We start from the raw sequence: 17,274 nt of genomic DNA on the forward strand, positions 1-17,274 counted from the left end.
TGGCCGGCGCCCCGCGCGGGCGGCGGGCAGGCCGCCGCCGGCGCCGGGTCGAGCGACACCAGCCGCCGCTCCCGTACGACCCGGCCGAGCCGCTGCGCCGCCGCCTCCGCGCGCGCCCGGTCCGGCACGCCGTCGAGGAAGGCGACCGCCGCGGACACCTCGTGCGAGGCGGCGGCCGCCCGGCCGTCCGTCAGCGCGGCGACCGCCGCCCAGCAGAAGTCCGTGGCCCGGAACAGCCAGGCGTGCCAGACCTGGTTGCGGTGCAGCAGGCCCACCACGGGACCGGTGGTCACCAGCGCGCCCTGTGTGCCGCCGGCGGCCGGGACCGGGATCCAGGGAGCCGCGGGACACCCGCGCGGGACGGGGAGGACGGCCGGCAGCGCGCCGTCGGGAGTGGACACCTCCGTCAGGTAGCGGCACACGCGCTCCACCCGCTGCCCGCCGCACCGGCCGACCCCGTCCAGCACGCGCAGCGCGTGCGCCGTGTGCAGCGGCTGGCTCACCGGACCGCGCAGGTCCGGCTCCAAGGCATGGCCGTAGCCGCCGTCGTCGCCGAGGTAGGCGGTCAGCGCGGTCTCCACCGCGTCGGCGCCGCCGCCCAGGAAGTGGTAGGCGAATCTTCGCTGTTCCAGCACCCGGGCGGTCAGCCAGACGAACTGCCCGGCGCGGGCCAGAGGAGTGGTCGCGGGCGCAGCGGCGGGTGGGCTTGCGGTTCGGTCCATGGCCCGACCGTAGGGCGCGGCCCCCCGCGGGGACCCGCGGTCCGGCCCGGCTGCACTCTTTAGGAGCGCGATACTGGTCTCATGCGGTTGACGGTCTTCTGGCAGCGGATGAGGGACTACTTCGGCGAGGGGTACGCCGACTCCTTCGCACGCGACCACGTGATGTCGGAGCTCGGCGGCCGTACGGTGCACCAGGCGCTCGACGCGGGCTGGGAGGCCAAGGACGTGTGGCGCGCGGTGTGCGCCGCACTGGAGATCCCCGCCGACAAGCGCTGAATGACGCGGGCCCGCCGTCCCGGTGACACCGGGGTGGCCGGATCGTGGCGTTGTGCGTACGCCACACTTGCCCCGTGGCCACCGAAGACCGTCTCCCGGACAGCCCCCTGCCCGCCGCGGGCACCGTCCCGCCGCCCGCCCCCGAACCCCCGCGTCCCATCTGGGCCGTGCCCGGCGACCGCATGCCGCGCTGGCTGCCGCGCGCCATGGTGCTCGCGCTCGCCCTGGTGGCCTGCTTCAGGCTCGCCACCTGGGCCTTCGACCAGCTCACCGGGCTCTTCCTCGACATCCTGATCGCGTTCTTCCTCGCGCTGGCCGTCGAGCCCGCCGTGGCCCGGATGGCCGCGCGGGGCATGCGCAGGGGGGCGGCCACCGGTCTGGTCTTCCTCGGGATCCTCGTCTCCGTCGCCGGGTTCTTCACCCTCCTCGGCTCGATGCTCGCCGACCAGATCGTCACCATGGTCGACGACTTCCCGAAGTACCTCGACAAGGTGATCCGGTGGGTGAACAGCACGTTCCACACCGAACTGTCGCGCGTCCAGATCCAGGACAGCCTGCTGCACTCGGCCTGGCTGCGGAAGTACGTCGAGAACAGCGCCAACAACGTGCTGGACGTGTCCGCACAGGTCCTCAGCGGGCTGTTCCAGGTCCTCACCGTGACCCTCTTCGCCTTCTATTTCGCCGCCGACGGCCCCCGGCTGCGCCGCGCCCTGTGCTCCGTGCTGCCCCCGGCCCGGCAGGCCGAGGTGCTGCGCGCCTGGGAGATCGCGGTCGCCAAGACCGGCGGCTACCTCTACTCGCGCGGACTGATGGCGCTGATATCCGGCATCGCGCACTACATCCTGCTGGAGGTCCTGGGCGTGCCCTACGCCCCGGCGCTCGCCGTGTGGGTGGGCCTGGTCTCCCAGTTCATCCCCACTATCGGCACGTACCTGGCGGGTGCGCTGCCGATGCTGATCGCGTTCACCGTCGAACCCTGGTACGCGGTGTGGGTCCTCGGATTCGTCGTGGTCTACCAGCAGTTCGAGAACTACCTGCTCCAGCCGCGCATCACCGCCAAGACGGTGGACATCCACCCCGCCGTCGCCTTCGGATCGGTGATAGCGGGCACCGCGCTGCTCGGCGCGGTGGGTGCGCTGATCGCCATCCCGGCCACGGCGACGCTCCAGGCGTTCCTCAGCGCGTACGTCAGGCGGTACGACGTCACGGACGACCCGCGCATCGACGGGCGGCCGCGGCGGCCGTCGCGCGGCAGGGCGATGCGCGGGCGGCTGCGCGGCGCGCTGCGGCGGCAGCGGGGCTGACCCGGCGGGCCCGGCCGCACCCGGTACGGCCGGGCCGGTTGACACAAAAATCGAACATCCATTCTCATGGGGTGGCGTGGCCGATCCGGGCCGAGGCGGGCCGAGTTATCCACAGGTCGCGGTGGTCCGGGCCCGTTGTCAGTGCCAGGCGCTAGCGTCGTGGACGTGAAGCGATCGACTCAAGCGAACCGGGTGGAACCCATGGCAGGAACGGACCGAGAGAAGGCGCTCGACGCCGCGCTCGCGCAGATTGAACGGCAATTCGGCAAGGGCGCCGTGATGCGCATGGGGGAGCGGCCGAACGAGCCCATCGAGATCATCCCCACCGGTTCGACCGCCCTCGACGTCGCCCTCGGCGTCGGCGGCCTGCCGCGCGGCCGCGTGGTGGAGGTGTACGGGCCGGAGTCGAGCGGCAAGACGACTCTGACCCTGCACGCGGTGGCCAACGCCCAGCGGGCCGGCGGCGTGGTCGCCTTCGTGGACGCCGAGCACGCCCTCGACCCGGACTACGCGCAGAAGCTGGGCGTGGACACCGACGGCCTGATCCTGTCCCAGCCGGACAACGGCGAGCAGGCCCTGGAGATCACCGACATGCTGGTGCGCTCCGGCGCCCTCGACCTCATCGTCATCGACTCCGTCGCCGCGCTGGTGCCGCGAGCGGAGATCGAGGGCGAGATGGGCGACTCCCACGTGGGCCTCCAGGCCCGTCTGATGAGCCAGGCGCTCCGCAAGATCACAGGCGCGCTGAACCAGTCCAAGACCACCGCGATCTTCATCAACCAGCTCCGCGAGAAGGTCGGCGTGATGTTCGGGTCCCCGGAGACCACGACCGGTGGCCGGGCGCTGAAGTTCTACGCCTCGGTGCGGCTGGACATCCGCCGCATCGAGACCCTGAAGGACGGCACCGAGGCGGTCGGCAACCGCACCCGCGTCAAGGTCGTCAAGAACAAGGTCGCCCCGCCTTTCAAGCAGGCCGAGTTCGACATCCTCTACGGCCAGGGCATCAGCCGGGAGGGCGGCCTGATCGACATGGGCGTCGAGCACGGCTTCATCCGCAAGTCCGGCGCCTGGTACACCTACGAGGGCGACCAGCTCGGCCAGGGCAAGGAGAACGCGCGCAACTTCCTCAAGGACAACCCCGACCTCGCCGACGAGATCGAGAAGAAGATCAAGGAGAAGCTGGGCATCGGCGTGCGGGCCGAGGCGCCGGCCACCGAGCCCGGCGCCGACGCCGCCGGTCCGGCCGCCGCCGCGCCGGTGAAGTCCGTGCCCGCCGTGCCGGTGAAGGCGGTGTCCGCCGCGGCGGCGAAGTCGGGCGCCAAGGCGGCGAAGACCGCCGTGGCACGAGCCGATTCGTGACACGGCGCACCGACTGGCCGGAGCGCGGCGACCCTCCGGCCGAAGTCGTCCCCTCCCCGTCGAGGGCCGGGCAGGGGCCGGTGCGGGGCCCGGAGGAGCGGGCGCGGGAGATCTGCCTGCGCCTGCTCTCCGGGACTCCGCGCACCCGTCGGCAGCTCGCCGAGGCGCTGCGCGGGCACGGCGTCCCGGCCGAGGCCGCCGAGGCGGTGCTGGCGCGGTTCGAGGACGTGGGGCTGATCGACGACGCCGCGTTCGCCGGCGCCTGGGTGGAGTCGCGCCACCACGGCCGGGGCCTGGCGCGCCGCGCGCTCGCACGCGAGCTGCGCACCAAGGGCGTGGAGTCCGCGCTGGTCGACGAGGCGGTGGCGCGGCTCGACCCCGAGCAGGAGGAGCGGACCGCCCGGGAGCTGGTGGAGCGCAGGCTCCGGGCCACACGCGGGCTCGACCCCGCGAAGCGGCTGCGCCGCCTCGCCGGAATGCTGGCGCGCAAGGGCTACCCCGAGAGCGTGGCCCTGCGAGTGGTGCGCCAGGCCCTGGCGGAGGCACTGGAGGAGGAGGGAGCGGAGGGAGGGGACCTGGAGCTGCTGGACCGGTACGCCTCGGAGGCGTGACGCCTGACGTGCGGCGGCGTGCCGCGTGCCGCCGCCGTGACCCCGACGTCTTGACGCGTGCCGCCTTGACGCGTGACGGCGTGCTGCGCGGGGGTGGACCGGCGGGCGGCTGACCGGGGCTCAGCGCACGACCGGCAGGCCCGCCGCCCGCCACGCCTGGAAGCCGCCTATCAGGTCCGTCGCCCGGGACAGGCCCAGCTGCCGGAGGGAGACCGCCGCGAAGCTCGACGCGTAGCCCTCGTTGCACAGCACCACGATCCGCAGGCCGTGGCCGGTGGCCTCCGGCAGCCGGTAGTCGCACTGCGGGTCGAGGCGCCACTCCAGTTCGTTGCGCTCCACGATCAGCGCGCCGGGTATGGTGCCGTCCCGCTCCCGCAGCGCGGCGTACCGGATGTCCACCAGCAGGCCGCCCGCGTCCCGGGCCGCCGCCGCCTCCCGCGGGCCGAGCCGGTCCAGGCCGGTGCGGGCCTCGGCCAGCAGTTCGTCCACACTCTTCGTCACATCCACTCCTCGGGCCGTTCCACCTGCTCCAGGCGCAGCACCTGACCGGTGCGGCTGTAGCGCCGCATCAGCGGCAGCGGCGGGTAGTAGGCATGCACGGACACCGCGTGCCGCTCCAGCGACGGGTTGATCACCTCGTGGACGTGGTGCGGTCCGAAGGCCCGCCCCCGTCCGGCCGTCAGCCGCCGCTCCCGGTCCACTCCGTCGGCCAGTTCGAGGGTCTTCCAGCCCTCGGTGGGCAGGCGGACGGCGAGCGACTGCTCGTACAGCTCGCCGCCCGCCGTGACGAACGCGCCGTGCGACCCGCCGTGGTCGTGCCAGCCGGTACCGGCGCCGGGCGGCCAGCCGATCAGCCACGCCTCGCTGCCCTGCGGGCCCTCGACGCGCAGCCAGGTGCGTCCCTCCGGGTCGAGGGGCAGGGAGGCGACGAGGTCGCGGTCGGCGGCGGTGCGGAGGGCGAAGTCCAGCAGTTCGGCCTCCCCGGGCGCGCCGGACGCGGACGAGGCGGTGCCCGGGGAGGCCGCGCCGGGAGAGACCGCGCCGGGAGGTACAGCGCCGGGGGACGCGGAGGGAGAGGTACGGACGCCGGGTGCGGAGACGTCGGGCACAGAAACCGTCCTGAGTGATCGCTGAAGGAGCGCGGACCGTGCGCGCGCAAGAGAAACGAAAGAAGAGAGAAAGGGATCAGCGTGAAGAAGATCAGCAGGACGGGCGACACACGCAGCCCGCGTAGCGGACCAGGTCCACGTGGACCCTCCGCCAGAACCGCGGCAGGCAGGTGTCAGTCACGCTCCGCAGTGAAGCATGCGCCTGATTCACGGGTCAAACGAGGTCCACCGGCTGGACCAGCGCGGCTGCGGCGAGCACCGGTCGGCGCGGGTCGCCCCCGCTGCGCCGCCGACCGGGCGCCCGCGCGTGCCGCGGCGGTCCCCGCGCTATCCGCCCGCCGCCGCGCCCACGCCCACGGACGGCGTTCCGCGGCCGCGGGCGCTCGGGCCGCCGCGGGCCGCGTCCGCGCACGCGTGCAGCTCGGCGGACCGCACCCCCGAGAACGCTCCCATCAGACACCCGTCCGGCCGCACCACCAGCACGGTGTGCGCGGCCGCACCCGGGTACGCCTCGGTGACCAGCAGCTCGGACCGTACCGGCAGGGCCTCCACCGTCGCCGCCAGCTCCGGCATCAGCCCGGCGCGCAGCCAGTGCCGACGCTCCCACACGCCCGTGCCCGGCGCGACCAGTACGACCAGCATCCGCAGCCCCAACCGCTCCCACAGCCGCGCGGCCGACCCGTCGGGCGCGGTGACCGGCACGTCCGCCACCAGTGCGCCGACCGCCGTGGCCACCCGCACCGTGCCCGCGAGCGGCGCCGCGGGCGCCAGCGGCGAGCGGGCGTAGACCGGCGCCGCGCCCAGCGGGCCCAGGCCGAGGTGACCGTCGGTGAGCAGCGCGTCCTGTCCGCGTGCCGCACCGGGCACCACCGAGCGCCGCACCGCCCGCCAGCCCCCGGCCGACCGTACCGGCGGCAGCGCCTGGTCGGCGGCGCGCAGCCGGGCGCCGACCGCGCCGCGCCGCTCGGCCTGGTAGCTGTCGAGCAGTTCCTCGGAGGCTCCCTGGTGCCAGGCCAGGGCGAGCTTCCAGGCGAGGTTGGCCACGTCCCGCAGCCCCTCGTCGAGCCCCTGGGTGCCCAGTCCGCCCAGCAGGTGGGCGGCGTCCCCGGCGAGGAAGGCGCGCCCGGCGCGCCAGTGCCGCGCCAGCCGGTGGTGCGCGATGTGCACGCCGGTGTCCAGCAGCTCATAGGGGGGCACGTCGCCGCCGCACCACCCCGCGAGGGTGTCGTGCACCCGCGCGAGCAGCGCCTCCGGGGTGATCAGGTCGCGGCCCGGCGGCAGCAGCCAGTCCAGCCGCCAGGCGCCGTCCGGCAGCGGCCGGGCGGTCACCTCCGCGTCCGCGCTCCGCCACGGCGGCGACCGGTGCAGGACGGCCTCGCCCGGCCAGGGCAGCTCGGTGCGCAGCGCCGCGACGGCGTGCCGTTCCACGGCCGTACGCCCGGGGAAGCGCACGCCCAGGAGTTTGCGGACGGTGGACCGGGGGCCGTCGCAGCCGACCACGTAGCTGCCGCGCCACCAGGTGCCGCGGGCGCCCCGGGTGCGCACGCTCACCCCGCGCGGGTCCTGTTCGACCGTGTCGACGCGGCTGTCGTGGACGACGCGCACCAGGTCCGCGCCGTCCAGACCGGCCAGAGCCTCCCGCAGCGCGCGGGTCAGGTCGTGCTGGGGCAGGTGCAGCGGCGAGCGCGGCGGCGCGGTGTCCTCGTCGCCCTCGCCCGCGGCGTCGGTCTCGCGGGTCCCGTACGCCGGTCCGCCGGCCGCGAGCGGTACGTGCCGTATGAGCCGGCGCCCCCGCACGGTGCGCCAGGCGTCCCAGCGCCGCGCGGCGTCGGCGGCCGGGCAGCCCAGGCGCCCCAGCAGCGCGGCGGTGTCCGGGCGCAGCACGGCCGTACGGGCCAGGCGGGGCTCCTCGTGGCCCGGGCCCTCGTCGAGCAGGACGACGCGCACGTCGAGGCGGGCGAGCGCCAGGGCCAGGGCCAGGCCGACCGGGCCCGCCCCGGCGACGATCACCGGGTCCACGGCGCGGCTCCCGCTGCCCTGGGGGCCGTACGGCGCGAAAGGCGCGCACGCGAGCTGATCGGGAGAGCCGGATGGGTGATCACAGAACGTATGCAACCCACTGCGGGTGTCCGCGTCAAGCGACGGGCGTCACGCACGGGGGCGGTGGCGCACGTGCGCCACCGCCCCTGGCGCGCCCCTCTGCCCCGGACGGGCGCCTGCCGGCGTGCCGCCGGCCACGCCGAGCCCNTGGCGCGCCCCTCTGCCCCGGACGGGCGCCTGCCGGCGTGCCGCCGGCCACGCCGAGCCCGCCGGCCGCCGCGGCCCGGCCGGACGGTGACCGGCCGTCAGCCGTACCCGGCCCGCCGGGCCGACCGCCTGAAGCCGACCGCCCTGAAACCTCCCGGATGCCCGGCCGCGCGGCCTCAGGCCCGGTCGCTCGGCGGTCCGACCGGGCCGGCGCCCAGCGGGCCGTGCGCGTCGTCGCCGTGCCCGACGGCGTCGAGCGCCTGCGGCCCGGCCACCGGCTCGGCGGCGCCGGCGACCGCGATGCCGGTCCTGGTGCGGCGGCCGCGCCGTTCGATCCGGTTGGCGGCGGCGGAGAGGGCCAGGCACATCGCGACGTAGATGACGCCGCCGACGATGATCATCGGCACGTACGGGTTCTCGCCGTGGACGACGATGTTGCCGGCCATCTGCTGGAGCTTGAAGAGCAGTTCCTCGTAGGTGATGACGTAGCCCAGCGAGGTGTCCTTCAGGGTCACCACCAGCTGGCTGACGATCGTCGGCAGCATGGCCCGCACGGCCTGCGGCATCAGGATCGACGTCATGACCTGCGACTTGCGCAGCCCCAGGGCGTACGCGGCCTCGCGCTGGCCCTTGGGCACGGCGTTGACGCCGGCCCGCAGCACCTCCGCCTGCACCGAGCCGTTGTAGAGGGTCAGGCCCACGACCAGGGCCCAGAACTCCGGCTGGTCGCCCACGAAGCCCAGGCCGGACCGGTAGGTGAGGAACAGCACCCACAGCACGTAGATGATGATCAGCAGCGGGATGGCCCGGAACAGCTCGACGAACCCCGTGGTCAGCCAGCGCACCGCCCGGTGGTCGGAGAGCCTGCCGGCGGCGAGCAGCACGCCGAGGACCAGCGACAGGGCCGCGGCCACGCCGAAGACCTTCAGGGTGGTCAGCACGCCGTCGCGGAGGTTGGTGCGCACCCCGGCGTTGTTGAAGATGTCCCACATCGCCGAGTCGAACTGGCCCTTCGACTCCAGCCGCAGCACGACGAAGACGACCAGGCCGACGACGGCGAGGGCGCCGACGACCGAGTAGACGCGGTTGCGGATCCGGGCCTTGGGGCCGGGTGCGTCGTAGAGCACGCTGCCGCTCATCGGGCCACCTCCAGGCGGTGTTCCAGCAGCCGGAACAGGCCGCTGATGGCGAAGGTGATGACCAGGTAGCACAGGGCCACCCACAGGAAGATCCAGCCGATCGCGAGGCCCCGGTCGCTGAGGTCCTTGGACACGTTGAACAGCTCGGTGTTGCTGAACGCGCCCGCGATCGCCGAGTTCTTGGTCAGGGCGATGAAGATGCTGCTCAGCGGCGGCAGCACGGTCCGGGTGGCCTGCGGCAGGACGATCAGCCGCAGCGTCTGGGAGAAGGTCATGCCCAGGCTGCGGGCGGCCTCCGCCTGGCCGAGCGGCACGGTGTTGATGCCGGACCGGACGGCCTCGCAGACGAACGCCGAGGTGTAGCAGCCCAGCGCCAGCGTCGCCAGGGTCTCGGGGCTGGTGCCGGGGAAGAAGACCTGCGGGACCACGAAGAACGCGATGAGGAACAGCAGGGTCAGCGGGGTGTTGCGCAGCAGCGTGACCCACGCGGTGCCGAAGGCGCGCAGCGGCGGGACGGGGGAGACCCGGAAGGCCACTATGAGGATGCCGAGGACGAGGGCGAGCGCCGCGCTGAGCCCGGTGAGCCGCAGGGTTCCCAGGAAGCCGTCGCGGAACTCGGGCAGGTGGTCGAAGAGTACGTTCACGGGTTCTCCGCGGGAGCGGTCGGGACGGCGGCGGAGCGGCGCGCCCGCCAGGGCGGCGGGCGCGGCGCTTCAGAGACGGCGCTTCAAAGGCGGGCGGCGGGCGCCGGGCGGCGCGGGCGCCGCGTCAGGAGCGCGGCAGCGGCGTCTTCGGGGCGACGTACGTCGCGCCGGACTTGCCGAGCGTGCCCTCGTACGCCTTCTTGTAGTCGCCGTTCGCGATGTGCTTCTCCAGGGCGGCGGTGACGGCGTCGCGCAGCGCCTTGTCGTCCTTGTTCATGCCGACGCCGTAGGGCTCCTTGGTGAACGGCTTGCCCACGACCTTCAGCCTGTCCGGGCGCTGGGCCGCGTAGCCCTTGAGGATCGCGTCGTCGGTGGTGACCGCGTCGACCTGCTTGTCGAGCAGCTGCTTGACGCACAGCGAGTACTTGCTCAGCTCGGTGGTCTTCGCGCCGTACTTCGGCTTCTTGATCTCCCGCAGCGGGGTGGAGCCGACGATCGAGCAGACCTTCTTGCCCTTGAGGGTTTCGGGGCCGGTGATGTCCTTCTCGCCCGCGCGCACCAGCAGGTCCGCGCCGGCCTGGTAGTACGGGCCCGCGAAGCCGACCTGCTTCTTGCGCTCGTTGTTGATCGTGTACGTGCCGACGAAGTAGTCGACCTGGCCCTTGGAGATCGAGGTCTCGCGGACGTTGGAGTCGACCGTCTTGAACTCGATCCGGTCGGCCGCGAAGCCCAGGTCGGCGGCGATCATCTTGGCGATCTCGATGTCGAAGCCGGTGCGCTTGCCGTCGGTGTCCTCAAGGCCGAGGAACGGCTGGTCGGCCTTCGCGCCGACGACGATCTTCCCGCGCTTCTGGGCCGCCTTCAGGGTCGGCGAGTCCAGCGACACGTTCGCGGCGACCGGGTAGGTGCCGCTGTACACCTCGCCGCCCGCGGGCTTGTCGCCCGCCGTGCCGGACTCCCCGCCGCAGGCCGTCGCCGTCGCCGACAGCGCGAGCACCGCCACCGCCGCGGCGGCCGTCTTGTAGATCCTCATGGTGAACGTCCCCTGTGATCCCTAGGTGGTCCTGGTGTGCTGGGCCCTGTGGTGGTCCCCGGTGTCCCGGCCGCGCCGTACGGGCGTCCCGCGGGGCGGCCGCGCCGTGCGTCCGGGACACGTCAGTGGTGCAGGATCTTCGACAGGAAGTCCTTGGCCCGGTCGCTGCGCGGGTTGCTGAAGAACTGCTCCGGCCCGGCGTCCTCCACGATCCGGCCGTCGGCCATGAAGACGACCCGGTTGGCGGCGGAGCGGGCGAACCCCATCTCGTGGGTGACGACGACCATGGTCATGCCGTCCCGGGCGAGCTGCCGCATGACCTCCAGCACCTCGTTGATCATCTCCGGGTCGAGCGCGGAGGTCGGCTCGTCGAAGAGCATCACCTTCGGGTCCATGGCCAGGGCCCGCGCGATGGCGACGCGCTGCTGCTGGCCGCCGGAGAGCTGCGCCGGGTACTTGTCCGCCTGCGAGCCCACGCCCACCCGGTCCAGCAGCTCCCGGGCCCGCCGCTCGGCCTCCTTCCGGTCGGCCTTGCGGACCTTGACCTGGCCCAGCACCACGTTCTCCAGCACCGTCTTGTGCGCGAAGAGGTTGAACGACTGGAAGACCATGCCCACGTCAGACCGCAGCCGGGCCAGCTCGCGGCCCTCCTGCGGCAGGGGCCTGCCGTCGATGGTGATGGTGCCGGAGTCGATCGTCTCCAGCCGGTTGACCGTGCGGCACAGCGTCGACTTGCCCGAGCCGGACGGGCCGATCACCACGACGACCTCGCCGCGGGCGATCGTGAGGTCCACGTCCTGGAGCACGTGCAGCGCGCCGAAGTGTTTGTTGACCCCTGTCAGGACCACCAGGGCGTCCGCCGCCGGGGCGGCGTCCTTGGTCACCGATACGTTGCTCATCGGCGTGTCGCTCCGTCCTCCTCGGTTGGGAGGACCTTAGTAACCGGCTCTGACCAGCGTCAGCACATCTGAGCTGAAATTGAGCATCACCGTCGGATAAAGATCCCGAAAGCCGTCGGCGGCTCCCGCGGGGGCCGCCGGGGCCTTTCGGCCCACGGTTCCGGCACCCCGTAGGGCCCGGCGCCGCGGGCAGGCTGCACAACGGAAATACCCGTGTGGCTGGATTGCGTCTTGACGGCCGTGCCCTCGATCGGTGTGGATGCCTAGTGCCGGACCGGCCTCACGTCCGCCGCCGGGCCGCACGCGCCCGGACCGGCCGCCGTCGCACCGGGGCACGCCGAGGCGAGTACGAGGCATCGACAGGGAGGCCGCTTGAGACTGCTGCTCGTGGAGGACGACAACCACGTCGCCGCCGCCCTGTCCGCGGTGCTCACCCGGCACGGCTTCGACGTGACGCACGCCCGCAGCGGCGAGGAGGCGCTGCGCGCGCTACTGCCCGGCGCGGGGCCGCCCTTCGGCGCCGTCCTGCTCGACCTCGGCCTGCCCGACCAGGACGGCTTCGAGGTCTGCGGCCGCATCCGGCGGCGTACCGCCACGCCGGTCATCATGGTCACCGCGCGCGCGGACGTGCGCTCCCGCGTGCACGGCCTGAACCTCGGCGCCGACGACTACGTGGTCAAGCCGTACGACCCCGTCGAGCTGATGGCCCGTATCCACGCCGTCAGCCGCCGCACCGGCCGGCCCGGCGGCGGCACGGAGGCGGGGGAGCGGGCGGCGGGGGCCGCCGAGCCGGCCGAGGGCCCCCGGCCGCCGCTGCGGCTCGGCTCGCTGACCATCGAGCTGCCCACCCGGCAGGTCGCCGTCCACGGCACGGCCGTCCCGCTGACCCGCAAGGAGTTCGACCTGCTCGCGCTGCTCGCCCAGCGGCCCGGCGTGGTCTTCCGCCGCGAGCAGATCATCAGCGAGGTGTGGCGTACGAGCTGGGAGGGCACCGGGCGCACGCTGGAGGTGCACGTCGCGTCCCTGCGCGCCAAACTGGGCCTGCCCGCGCTGATCGAGACGGTGCGCGGCGTCGGCTACCGCCTCGTCCCGCCGGCCCCGGACGCGGGCCCGGCGCACGACCGGGGCGCGCCGGCGGACGGGAGCCCTGCGGAGACCGGGAGTCCGGGGCAGAGCGGGAGTCCGGGGGAGGACGGGAGCCCGCGGGAGGGCGGGACCCGGGACCCGGACCGGAGAGCGTAGGGTCCCTGGCGTGCGCACCAGGCTGCTCCCGCTGCTGATCGTTCTCATGGCGGGCGTGCTGCTCGCGCTCGGCTTCCCGCTCGCGGGCAGCCTGGCGGGCCGCGAGCAGCAGCGGGTCATCGTCGACCGGATCGACGACACGGCCCGCTTCGCCGCGCTCGCCCAGTACGTCACCCCCGGGCCCGCCGCGCCCGCCGGCCAGTCCGGCCAGTCCGCCGACCAGGAGGACGAGCGGCTGACCACCCTGCGCTCCGAGCTGCGCCGTTACTGGGACCTCTACGGCATCCGGGTGGGCGTCTACTACCGCAGCGGCCGGCCCATGGCCCACGCGCCGGACGGCTGGAACCCGCCCCTGGGCGGCGAGGGCGAGGCCGGGCGCGCCTTCGACGAGGCCCTGGCCGGCCGCCGCAGCCACGACCCCGGCCAGGTCTGGCCCTGGCAGCGCGGCAGGCTCACCGTCGCCTCCCCCGTGGTGCGCGACGGCGACGTGGTGGGCGTGGTGGTCACCGACTCGCCCACCGGGCCGATGCGCTCGCGCATCCTGCACGGCTGGCTGCTGATCGCCGCGGGCGAGGCGGCCGCGATGCTGCTGGCGGTGGCCGCCGCCGTCCGGCTCACCGGCTGGGTGCTGCGGCCCGTACGCGTCCTGGACACCGCCACCCACGGCATCGCCACCGGGCGCATGAACAGCAGGGTCGCGGCCGCCTCGGGACCGCCCGAGCTGCGGCACCTGGTCCGCTCCTTCAACGAGATGGCCGACAACGTCGAGCACGCCCTGGAGCAGCAGCGCGCGTTCGTCGCCGACGCCTCCCACCAGCTGCGCAACCCGCTGTCCGCGCTGCTGCTGCGCATCGAGCTGCTCGCCCTCGACCTCCCCGAGGGCCACCAGGAGATCGCCTCGGTACGGGCCGAGGGCAAGCGCCTCGCGCGCGTGCTGGACGACCTGCTCAGCCTGGCCACCGCCGAGCGCGCCACCGCCGACCTGCGGCTCACCGACGTCGCCGAACTGGCCGCCGACCGGGTCGCCGCGTGGGCGCCGGTCGCCGAGCGGGAGGGCGTCGACCTGGTCTACGAGGGCGCCGCGGCCGTCACCGGCTGGGCCGACCCGGTGGCCCTGTCCAGCGCGCTGGACGCCGTGGTGGACAACGCCGTGAAGTTCACGCCCGCGGGCGCGCGCGTGCGGGTCACCGCCGAGCCGGGCGCGGACACGGTCGCCGTCACCGTCGCCGACAGCGGCCCGGGCCTCACCTCCGAGGAGCTGGCCCGGATCGGCGACCGCTTCTGGCGCAGCGGACGGCACCAGAACGTCTCCGGGTCGGGACTGGGCCTGTCCATCTCACGGACGCTGCTCGCGGCGGGCGGCGGCACCATCGCGTACGCGCCCAACGAGCCCAGCGGCCTGCGGGTGACGATCAGCGTGCCGCGCCGGAGCCCGGCCGACCGGGCCGCGGGTCACGGCTTGGCCGACCGGTAGTAGCGCGCCGCGCCCGCGTGCAGCTCCAGCGGGTCGGTGAACACGGCGGTGCGCAGGTCCACGTTCTGCGCGGCGTGCACCTGGCGGCCGATGGCGTCCCGGCTCCGGATGACCGTGCGGGTGACCGTCTCCACCAGGCCGGGGTCCATCCGGTCGGTGGTGACCAGCAGGTTCGGCACGGCGATGGTGCTCACCTCGCGGGTCTGGGCTATGGGCGGGTACACGTCGGCGGGCACCGTGGCCGCCCGGTAGTAGCGCGCCTGCGGGCCCTGCCGGTGCAGCGGGCCGAGCAGGTCGCCGAGGGGCACCAGCCGGATCGGGAAGCGGTCCGCCAGGCTCCGTACGATGGTCGTCGGCAGCCCGCCCGACCAGAAGAACGCCTTCAGCTCACCCGATTCCAGCATGTCCGGCATCCGGTCGATGCCGACCCCCACCGGGGTGAAGTCCCGGTCCCAGGCCAGGCCCGCGGCCCCGGTCAGCTGGCCGGTGATCAGCCGTACGCCCGACGCCGTCTGGCCGACGCCCACCCGCAGGCCCCGCAGGTCCCGCACGGAGCGCACCGGCGAGCCCTTCGGCACCACCAGTTGCAGGTAGTCGTCGTACAGCCGGGCGCACGCGCGCAGCCGCCTGGCGCCCGGCCCGTGGTAGGCGGCGACCGAGTCGGTGGCGGCGATGGCGAACGCGGCCTTTCCCTCAGCCACCCGCCGCACGTTCTCCACCGACCCCCTGCTGCCCAGCAGCTCCACGTCCAGCTCCGGCGCGTCCCGGCGCAGGTACTCCTTCAGCAGGCCGCCGTATCTGTCGTACACGCCCTGGCGTACGCCCGTGGAGAAGACGACCCGCCGCGGGGACTCCGTCCGGCCGCCGAACGGCAGCAGCCACCACAGCAGCAGCGCGAGGGCGGCCGCGGCCGCGACGGCGGCGAGCAGGGCGCGGCGCCCGCGCGGGAGGCTTCCGACGGGCGGGCGCCTGCCGGGACGCCCGCCGGGTGCGGGGGACCGGTCGGAGGAGGAGGCGGACATGCCCCGATCCTGGTCGGCCGGGGCAGGACCTATCAAGGGGCAACGCGGATCCGGAAAGGCGCCGCGGACCCTGCCGCGCCCGGGCCGGTCAGCCGGCCGCCGGGGCGCCGAACCAGCGGCTCAGCGCCGCGTCCAGCCCGTCCGGTCCGCCGTCCGTCCGAGGGCCGGGGTCCGCGGGCCGGGACCAGGCGACGTAGCCGTCCGGTCGCACCAGGAGCGCGGTGGCGCCCTCGAACGCGTCCGGTTCCACCGGTTCGGCGGTGGCGAGCACCACCCGGTCCTTCCAGCCGGCGGCGGCCCGTACCCCGGGGTCGCCGGCCAGGTCCAGCAGCACTCCCTGAGCGGGGTGGAGCAGGCGGGCGGTGGTGGTCATCCCGCCCTCGGCGGCCAGCTCGCGGGGCGGCAGGCGGCGCCCGTACAGCGGCCCGGACGCCGGCGCGCCGCCGCCCATGCCGTAGACCACGTCGAGTCCGCTGACCGCGCCCGCCAGGTGCCGCTTGACGTCGTCGAGGGCGATCAGCTCGGTGAACAGCTCGCGCAGCGGCTCGGACTCGTCGCCGCCGAGGAAGACCAGGTTCTGCGCGCGGGTGTTCATCAGCAGCCGGGCGCCCACGGGGTGGCGTTCGGCGTGGTAGGTGTCGAGCAGTTCGGCGGGGGCCCAGCCCTGGACGGCGGCGGCCAGCTTCCAGCCGAGGTTCGCCGCGTCCTGCACGCCGGTGCTCAGGCCCTGCCCGCCGGCCGGCAGGTGGATGTGGGCCGCGTCGCCGGCGAGCAGCACCCGGCCGCGGCGGTACGCGTCGGCCTGGCGCGAGGCGTCGGTGAAGGAGCTGACCCACTCAGCGGAGTGTCCGGCCAGCGACTCGCCGGTGATCCGCTCCCACGCGGCGGCCACCTCCGCGAAGCCGACCGTCCCGGCGCGGTCCCGCACGGGGGCGCCGTGCGGGCAGACGATGATCCGGTCCACGCCCTCGCGCAGCGGAGCGGCCATGACCATGCCCCCGGGCAGCCGCTCGCCCAGGAAGCGGGGCCGTATGCCCGCGCCGACCACGTCCGCGAGGTACATGCCGCGGGTGGCGGGCGTGCCGGGGAAGGCGAAGCCCGCCAGGCGCCGGACGGTACTCTGCCCGCCGTCGCAGCCCACCAGCCAGGACGCGCGCAGCCGCCGCGGCCCGTCCGGGGTGGCCGCCGCCACCTCGACCCCGTCGCCCTCGTCGGCGAGGGCGGTGACCTCCCAGCCGCGCCGCAGGTCCGCGCCCAGTCCCGTGGCCCAGCCCTCCAGAACGGCCTCGGTCCGGAACTGCGGCACCCCCCGGGCCCCGAAGTGGGCGTCGGGCAGCACCGTGTAGTCGAAGCGCACGCCGCCGAAGTGGCCCAGCGGGCTCTTCTCCAGCGGCTCGCCGAACCTCGGCAGCAGCCCGCGCTGGTCGAAGACCTCCATCGCCCGGGCGGTGAAGCCCAGGCCGCGGGACTGCCCCGTCGGCTCCGCCAGGCGCTCCAGGACCGTCACCCGGGCGCCCCCCAGCCGCAGTTCGCCGGCGAGCATCAGCCCGGTCGGGCCCGCGCCGATCACCAGCACATCGGTGTGCACGCTGTCCATGCGTGATCCTCCCTCCCTGTCTCCCTTTTGCCCTGCTTCTTCTGGTTTTCCGCTTCCCTGCCGCGGTGGCGTCCGTACCGCTCACGCCTGCCGCGGGCTCACAGCCCCGGCTCGGGCGGGCCGAACCACCGCCTGAGCGCGTCGAGCGCGGCTTCCTTGGCGCCGCCGGCCCAGGCCACGTAGCCGTCCGGCCGGACCAGGACGGCGTCGGCGTCCAGGGCCGCGGCGGCCGCCCCGGGGCGTACGGCGACGGTGGCGACCCGGTCCGACCACAGCCGCCCGGCCCACCGCAGGTCGCGGCGGCCCGCCAGGTGGAGCAGCAGCCCGCCGCCCACCCGCAGGAGCTCCGCGGCGGTGGCCGGGCCGCCCTCGGTGTCCAGTTCCAGGTGCGGCAGCCGGGCGCCCGCCAGCGGGTGACCGGAGGCCTCGCCGACCGGGTAGCGGATGTCCAGGCCGGTGACCATGCCGGCCAGGCGCGCCCGGACCGGTTCGGCGGCGAGCAGTTCGGCCAGCAGGGCGCGGACCGGCTCCACCTCCGGGCCGCCGAGCAGCAGCAGCCCCTGCGCGCGGATGTTCGCCAGCACCCGGGCGCCGAC

The 17,274-nt window shown here is 74.6% G+C and carries 15 protein-coding genes and 3 pseudogenes; 6 read left to right on the forward strand and 12 right to left on the reverse strand.

The genetic code is table 11. The annotated features are described in order from the left end of the window. The coding region (locus RKE29_RS18070; protein WP_312006461.1) for a hypothetical protein at nucleotides 1-722 on the reverse strand (722 nt) is incomplete at its 3' end. 81 nt (nucleotides 723-803) lie between these two features. Between RKE29_RS18070 and RKE29_RS18075 the strand changes: the two genes are divergently transcribed. From RKE29_RS18075 to recX, 4 genes and pseudogenes are all read left to right on the forward strand, one after another. After that, nucleotides 804-998, forward strand: a complete 195-nt coding sequence (locus tag RKE29_RS18075; RefSeq protein ID WP_312006462.1) for a DUF3046 domain-containing protein — start codon at nucleotides 804-806, stop codon at nucleotides 996-998. A 158-nt stretch (nucleotides 999-1,156) separates the two neighbouring features. Then, on the forward strand, nucleotides 1,157-2,302 hold the full coding sequence (locus RKE29_RS18080) for an AI-2E family transporter (protein WP_312006475.1): 1,146 nt from the start codon (nucleotides 1,157-1,159) through the stop codon (nucleotides 2,300-2,302). Between the two features lie 201 nt (nucleotides 2,303-2,503). Continuing rightward, nucleotides 2,504-3,661 (forward strand): recombinase RecA, encoded by a 1,158-nt coding sequence (gene recA, locus RKE29_RS18085; protein WP_312006463.1) that lies wholly within the window; start codon nucleotides 2,504-2,506, stop codon nucleotides 3,659-3,661. Beyond that, nucleotides 3,556-4,272: pseudogene (gene recX, locus RKE29_RS18090) on the forward strand (recombination regulator RecX); the annotation flags it as partial. The gene recA and the pseudogene recX, both read left to right, overlap by 106 nt. Nucleotides 4,273-4,392: 120 nt before the next feature. Here the strand turns inward: recX and RKE29_RS18095 are convergent. The 8 genes from RKE29_RS18095 to RKE29_RS18130 all read right to left on the reverse strand — a co-directional run bounded on the left by RKE29_RS18095 (nucleotide 4,393) and on the right by RKE29_RS18130 (nucleotide 11,343). After that, on the reverse strand, nucleotides 4,393-4,779 hold the full coding sequence (locus RKE29_RS18095) for a rhodanese-like domain-containing protein (RefSeq protein ID WP_312006464.1): 387 nt from the start codon (nucleotides 4,777-4,779) through the stop codon (nucleotides 4,393-4,395). Beyond that, nucleotides 4,770-5,381, reverse strand: a complete 612-nt coding sequence (locus RKE29_RS18100) for a cysteine dioxygenase (protein ID WP_312006465.1) — start codon at nucleotides 5,379-5,381, stop codon at nucleotides 4,770-4,772. The genes RKE29_RS18095 and RKE29_RS18100 overlap by 10 nt, the downstream gene beginning before the upstream one ends. A 91-nt stretch (nucleotides 5,382-5,472) precedes the next feature. Further along, the gene (locus RKE29_RS18105) at nucleotides 5,473-5,592 is read right to left on the reverse strand and encodes a putative leader peptide (protein WP_312006466.1); all 120 of its coding nucleotides are present in this window, start codon (nucleotides 5,590-5,592) and stop codon (nucleotides 5,473-5,475) included. Nucleotides 5,593-5,708: 116 nt separating this feature from the next. Then, the gene (locus RKE29_RS18110) at nucleotides 5,709-7,400 is read right to left on the reverse strand and encodes an FAD-dependent monooxygenase (RefSeq protein ID WP_312006467.1); all 1,692 of its coding nucleotides are present in this window, start codon (nucleotides 7,398-7,400) and stop codon (nucleotides 5,709-5,711) included. A 404-nt stretch (nucleotides 7,401-7,804) separates the two neighbouring features. Next, the gene (locus RKE29_RS18115; RefSeq protein ID WP_312006468.1) at nucleotides 7,805-8,767 is read right to left on the reverse strand and encodes an amino acid ABC transporter permease; all 963 of its coding nucleotides are present in this window, start codon (nucleotides 8,765-8,767) and stop codon (nucleotides 7,805-7,807) included. Further along, entirely contained in the window at nucleotides 8,764-9,411 is a 648-nt protein-coding gene (locus tag RKE29_RS18120; RefSeq protein WP_312006469.1) for an amino acid ABC transporter permease, read from the reverse strand. The genes RKE29_RS18115 and RKE29_RS18120 overlap by 4 nt, the downstream gene beginning before the upstream one ends. Before the next feature lie 124 nt (nucleotides 9,412-9,535). After that, entirely contained in the window at nucleotides 9,536-10,444 is a 909-nt protein-coding gene (locus RKE29_RS18125) for a glutamate ABC transporter substrate-binding protein (protein WP_312006470.1), read from the reverse strand. 122 nt (nucleotides 10,445-10,566) lie between these two features. Next, nucleotides 10,567-11,343, reverse strand: a complete 777-nt coding sequence (locus RKE29_RS18130) for an amino acid ABC transporter ATP-binding protein (RefSeq protein ID WP_312006471.1) — start codon at nucleotides 11,341-11,343, stop codon at nucleotides 10,567-10,569. A 372-nt stretch (nucleotides 11,344-11,715) separates the two neighbouring features. Between RKE29_RS18130 and RKE29_RS18135 the strand changes: the two are divergent. Then, nucleotides 11,716-12,441, forward strand: a pseudogene (locus tag RKE29_RS18135) (response regulator transcription factor); the annotation flags it as partial. Nucleotides 12,442-12,595: 154 nt separating this feature from the next. Beyond that, entirely contained in the window at nucleotides 12,596-14,059 is a 1,464-nt protein-coding gene (locus RKE29_RS18140) for a HAMP domain-containing sensor histidine kinase (protein ID WP_312006472.1), read from the forward strand. On the opposite strand, the gene RKE29_RS18145 is transcribed toward RKE29_RS18140, so the two are convergent. The 3 genes and pseudogenes from RKE29_RS18145 to RKE29_RS18155 form a co-directional block, all read right to left on the reverse strand. Then, on the reverse strand, nucleotides 14,038-15,081 hold the full coding sequence (locus RKE29_RS18145; protein ID WP_312006473.1) for a TAXI family TRAP transporter solute-binding subunit: 1,044 nt from the start codon (nucleotides 15,079-15,081) through the stop codon (nucleotides 14,038-14,040). The two genes, RKE29_RS18140 and RKE29_RS18145, sit on opposite strands and share 22 nt — an antisense overlap. 88 nt (nucleotides 15,082-15,169) lie before the next feature. Further along, entirely contained in the window at nucleotides 15,170-16,678 is a 1,509-nt protein-coding gene (locus RKE29_RS18150; protein WP_312006474.1) for an FAD-dependent monooxygenase, read from the reverse strand. A gap of 98 nt (nucleotides 16,679-16,776) precedes the next feature. After that, nucleotides 16,777-17,274: pseudogene (locus RKE29_RS18155) on the reverse strand (oxidoreductase); the annotation flags it as partial.

Origin of the sequence: Streptomyces sp. B1866 (genome assembly GCF_031932565.1) — a bacterium.
Lineage (GTDB): Bacteria > Actinomycetota > Actinomycetes > Streptomycetales > Streptomycetaceae > Streptomyces.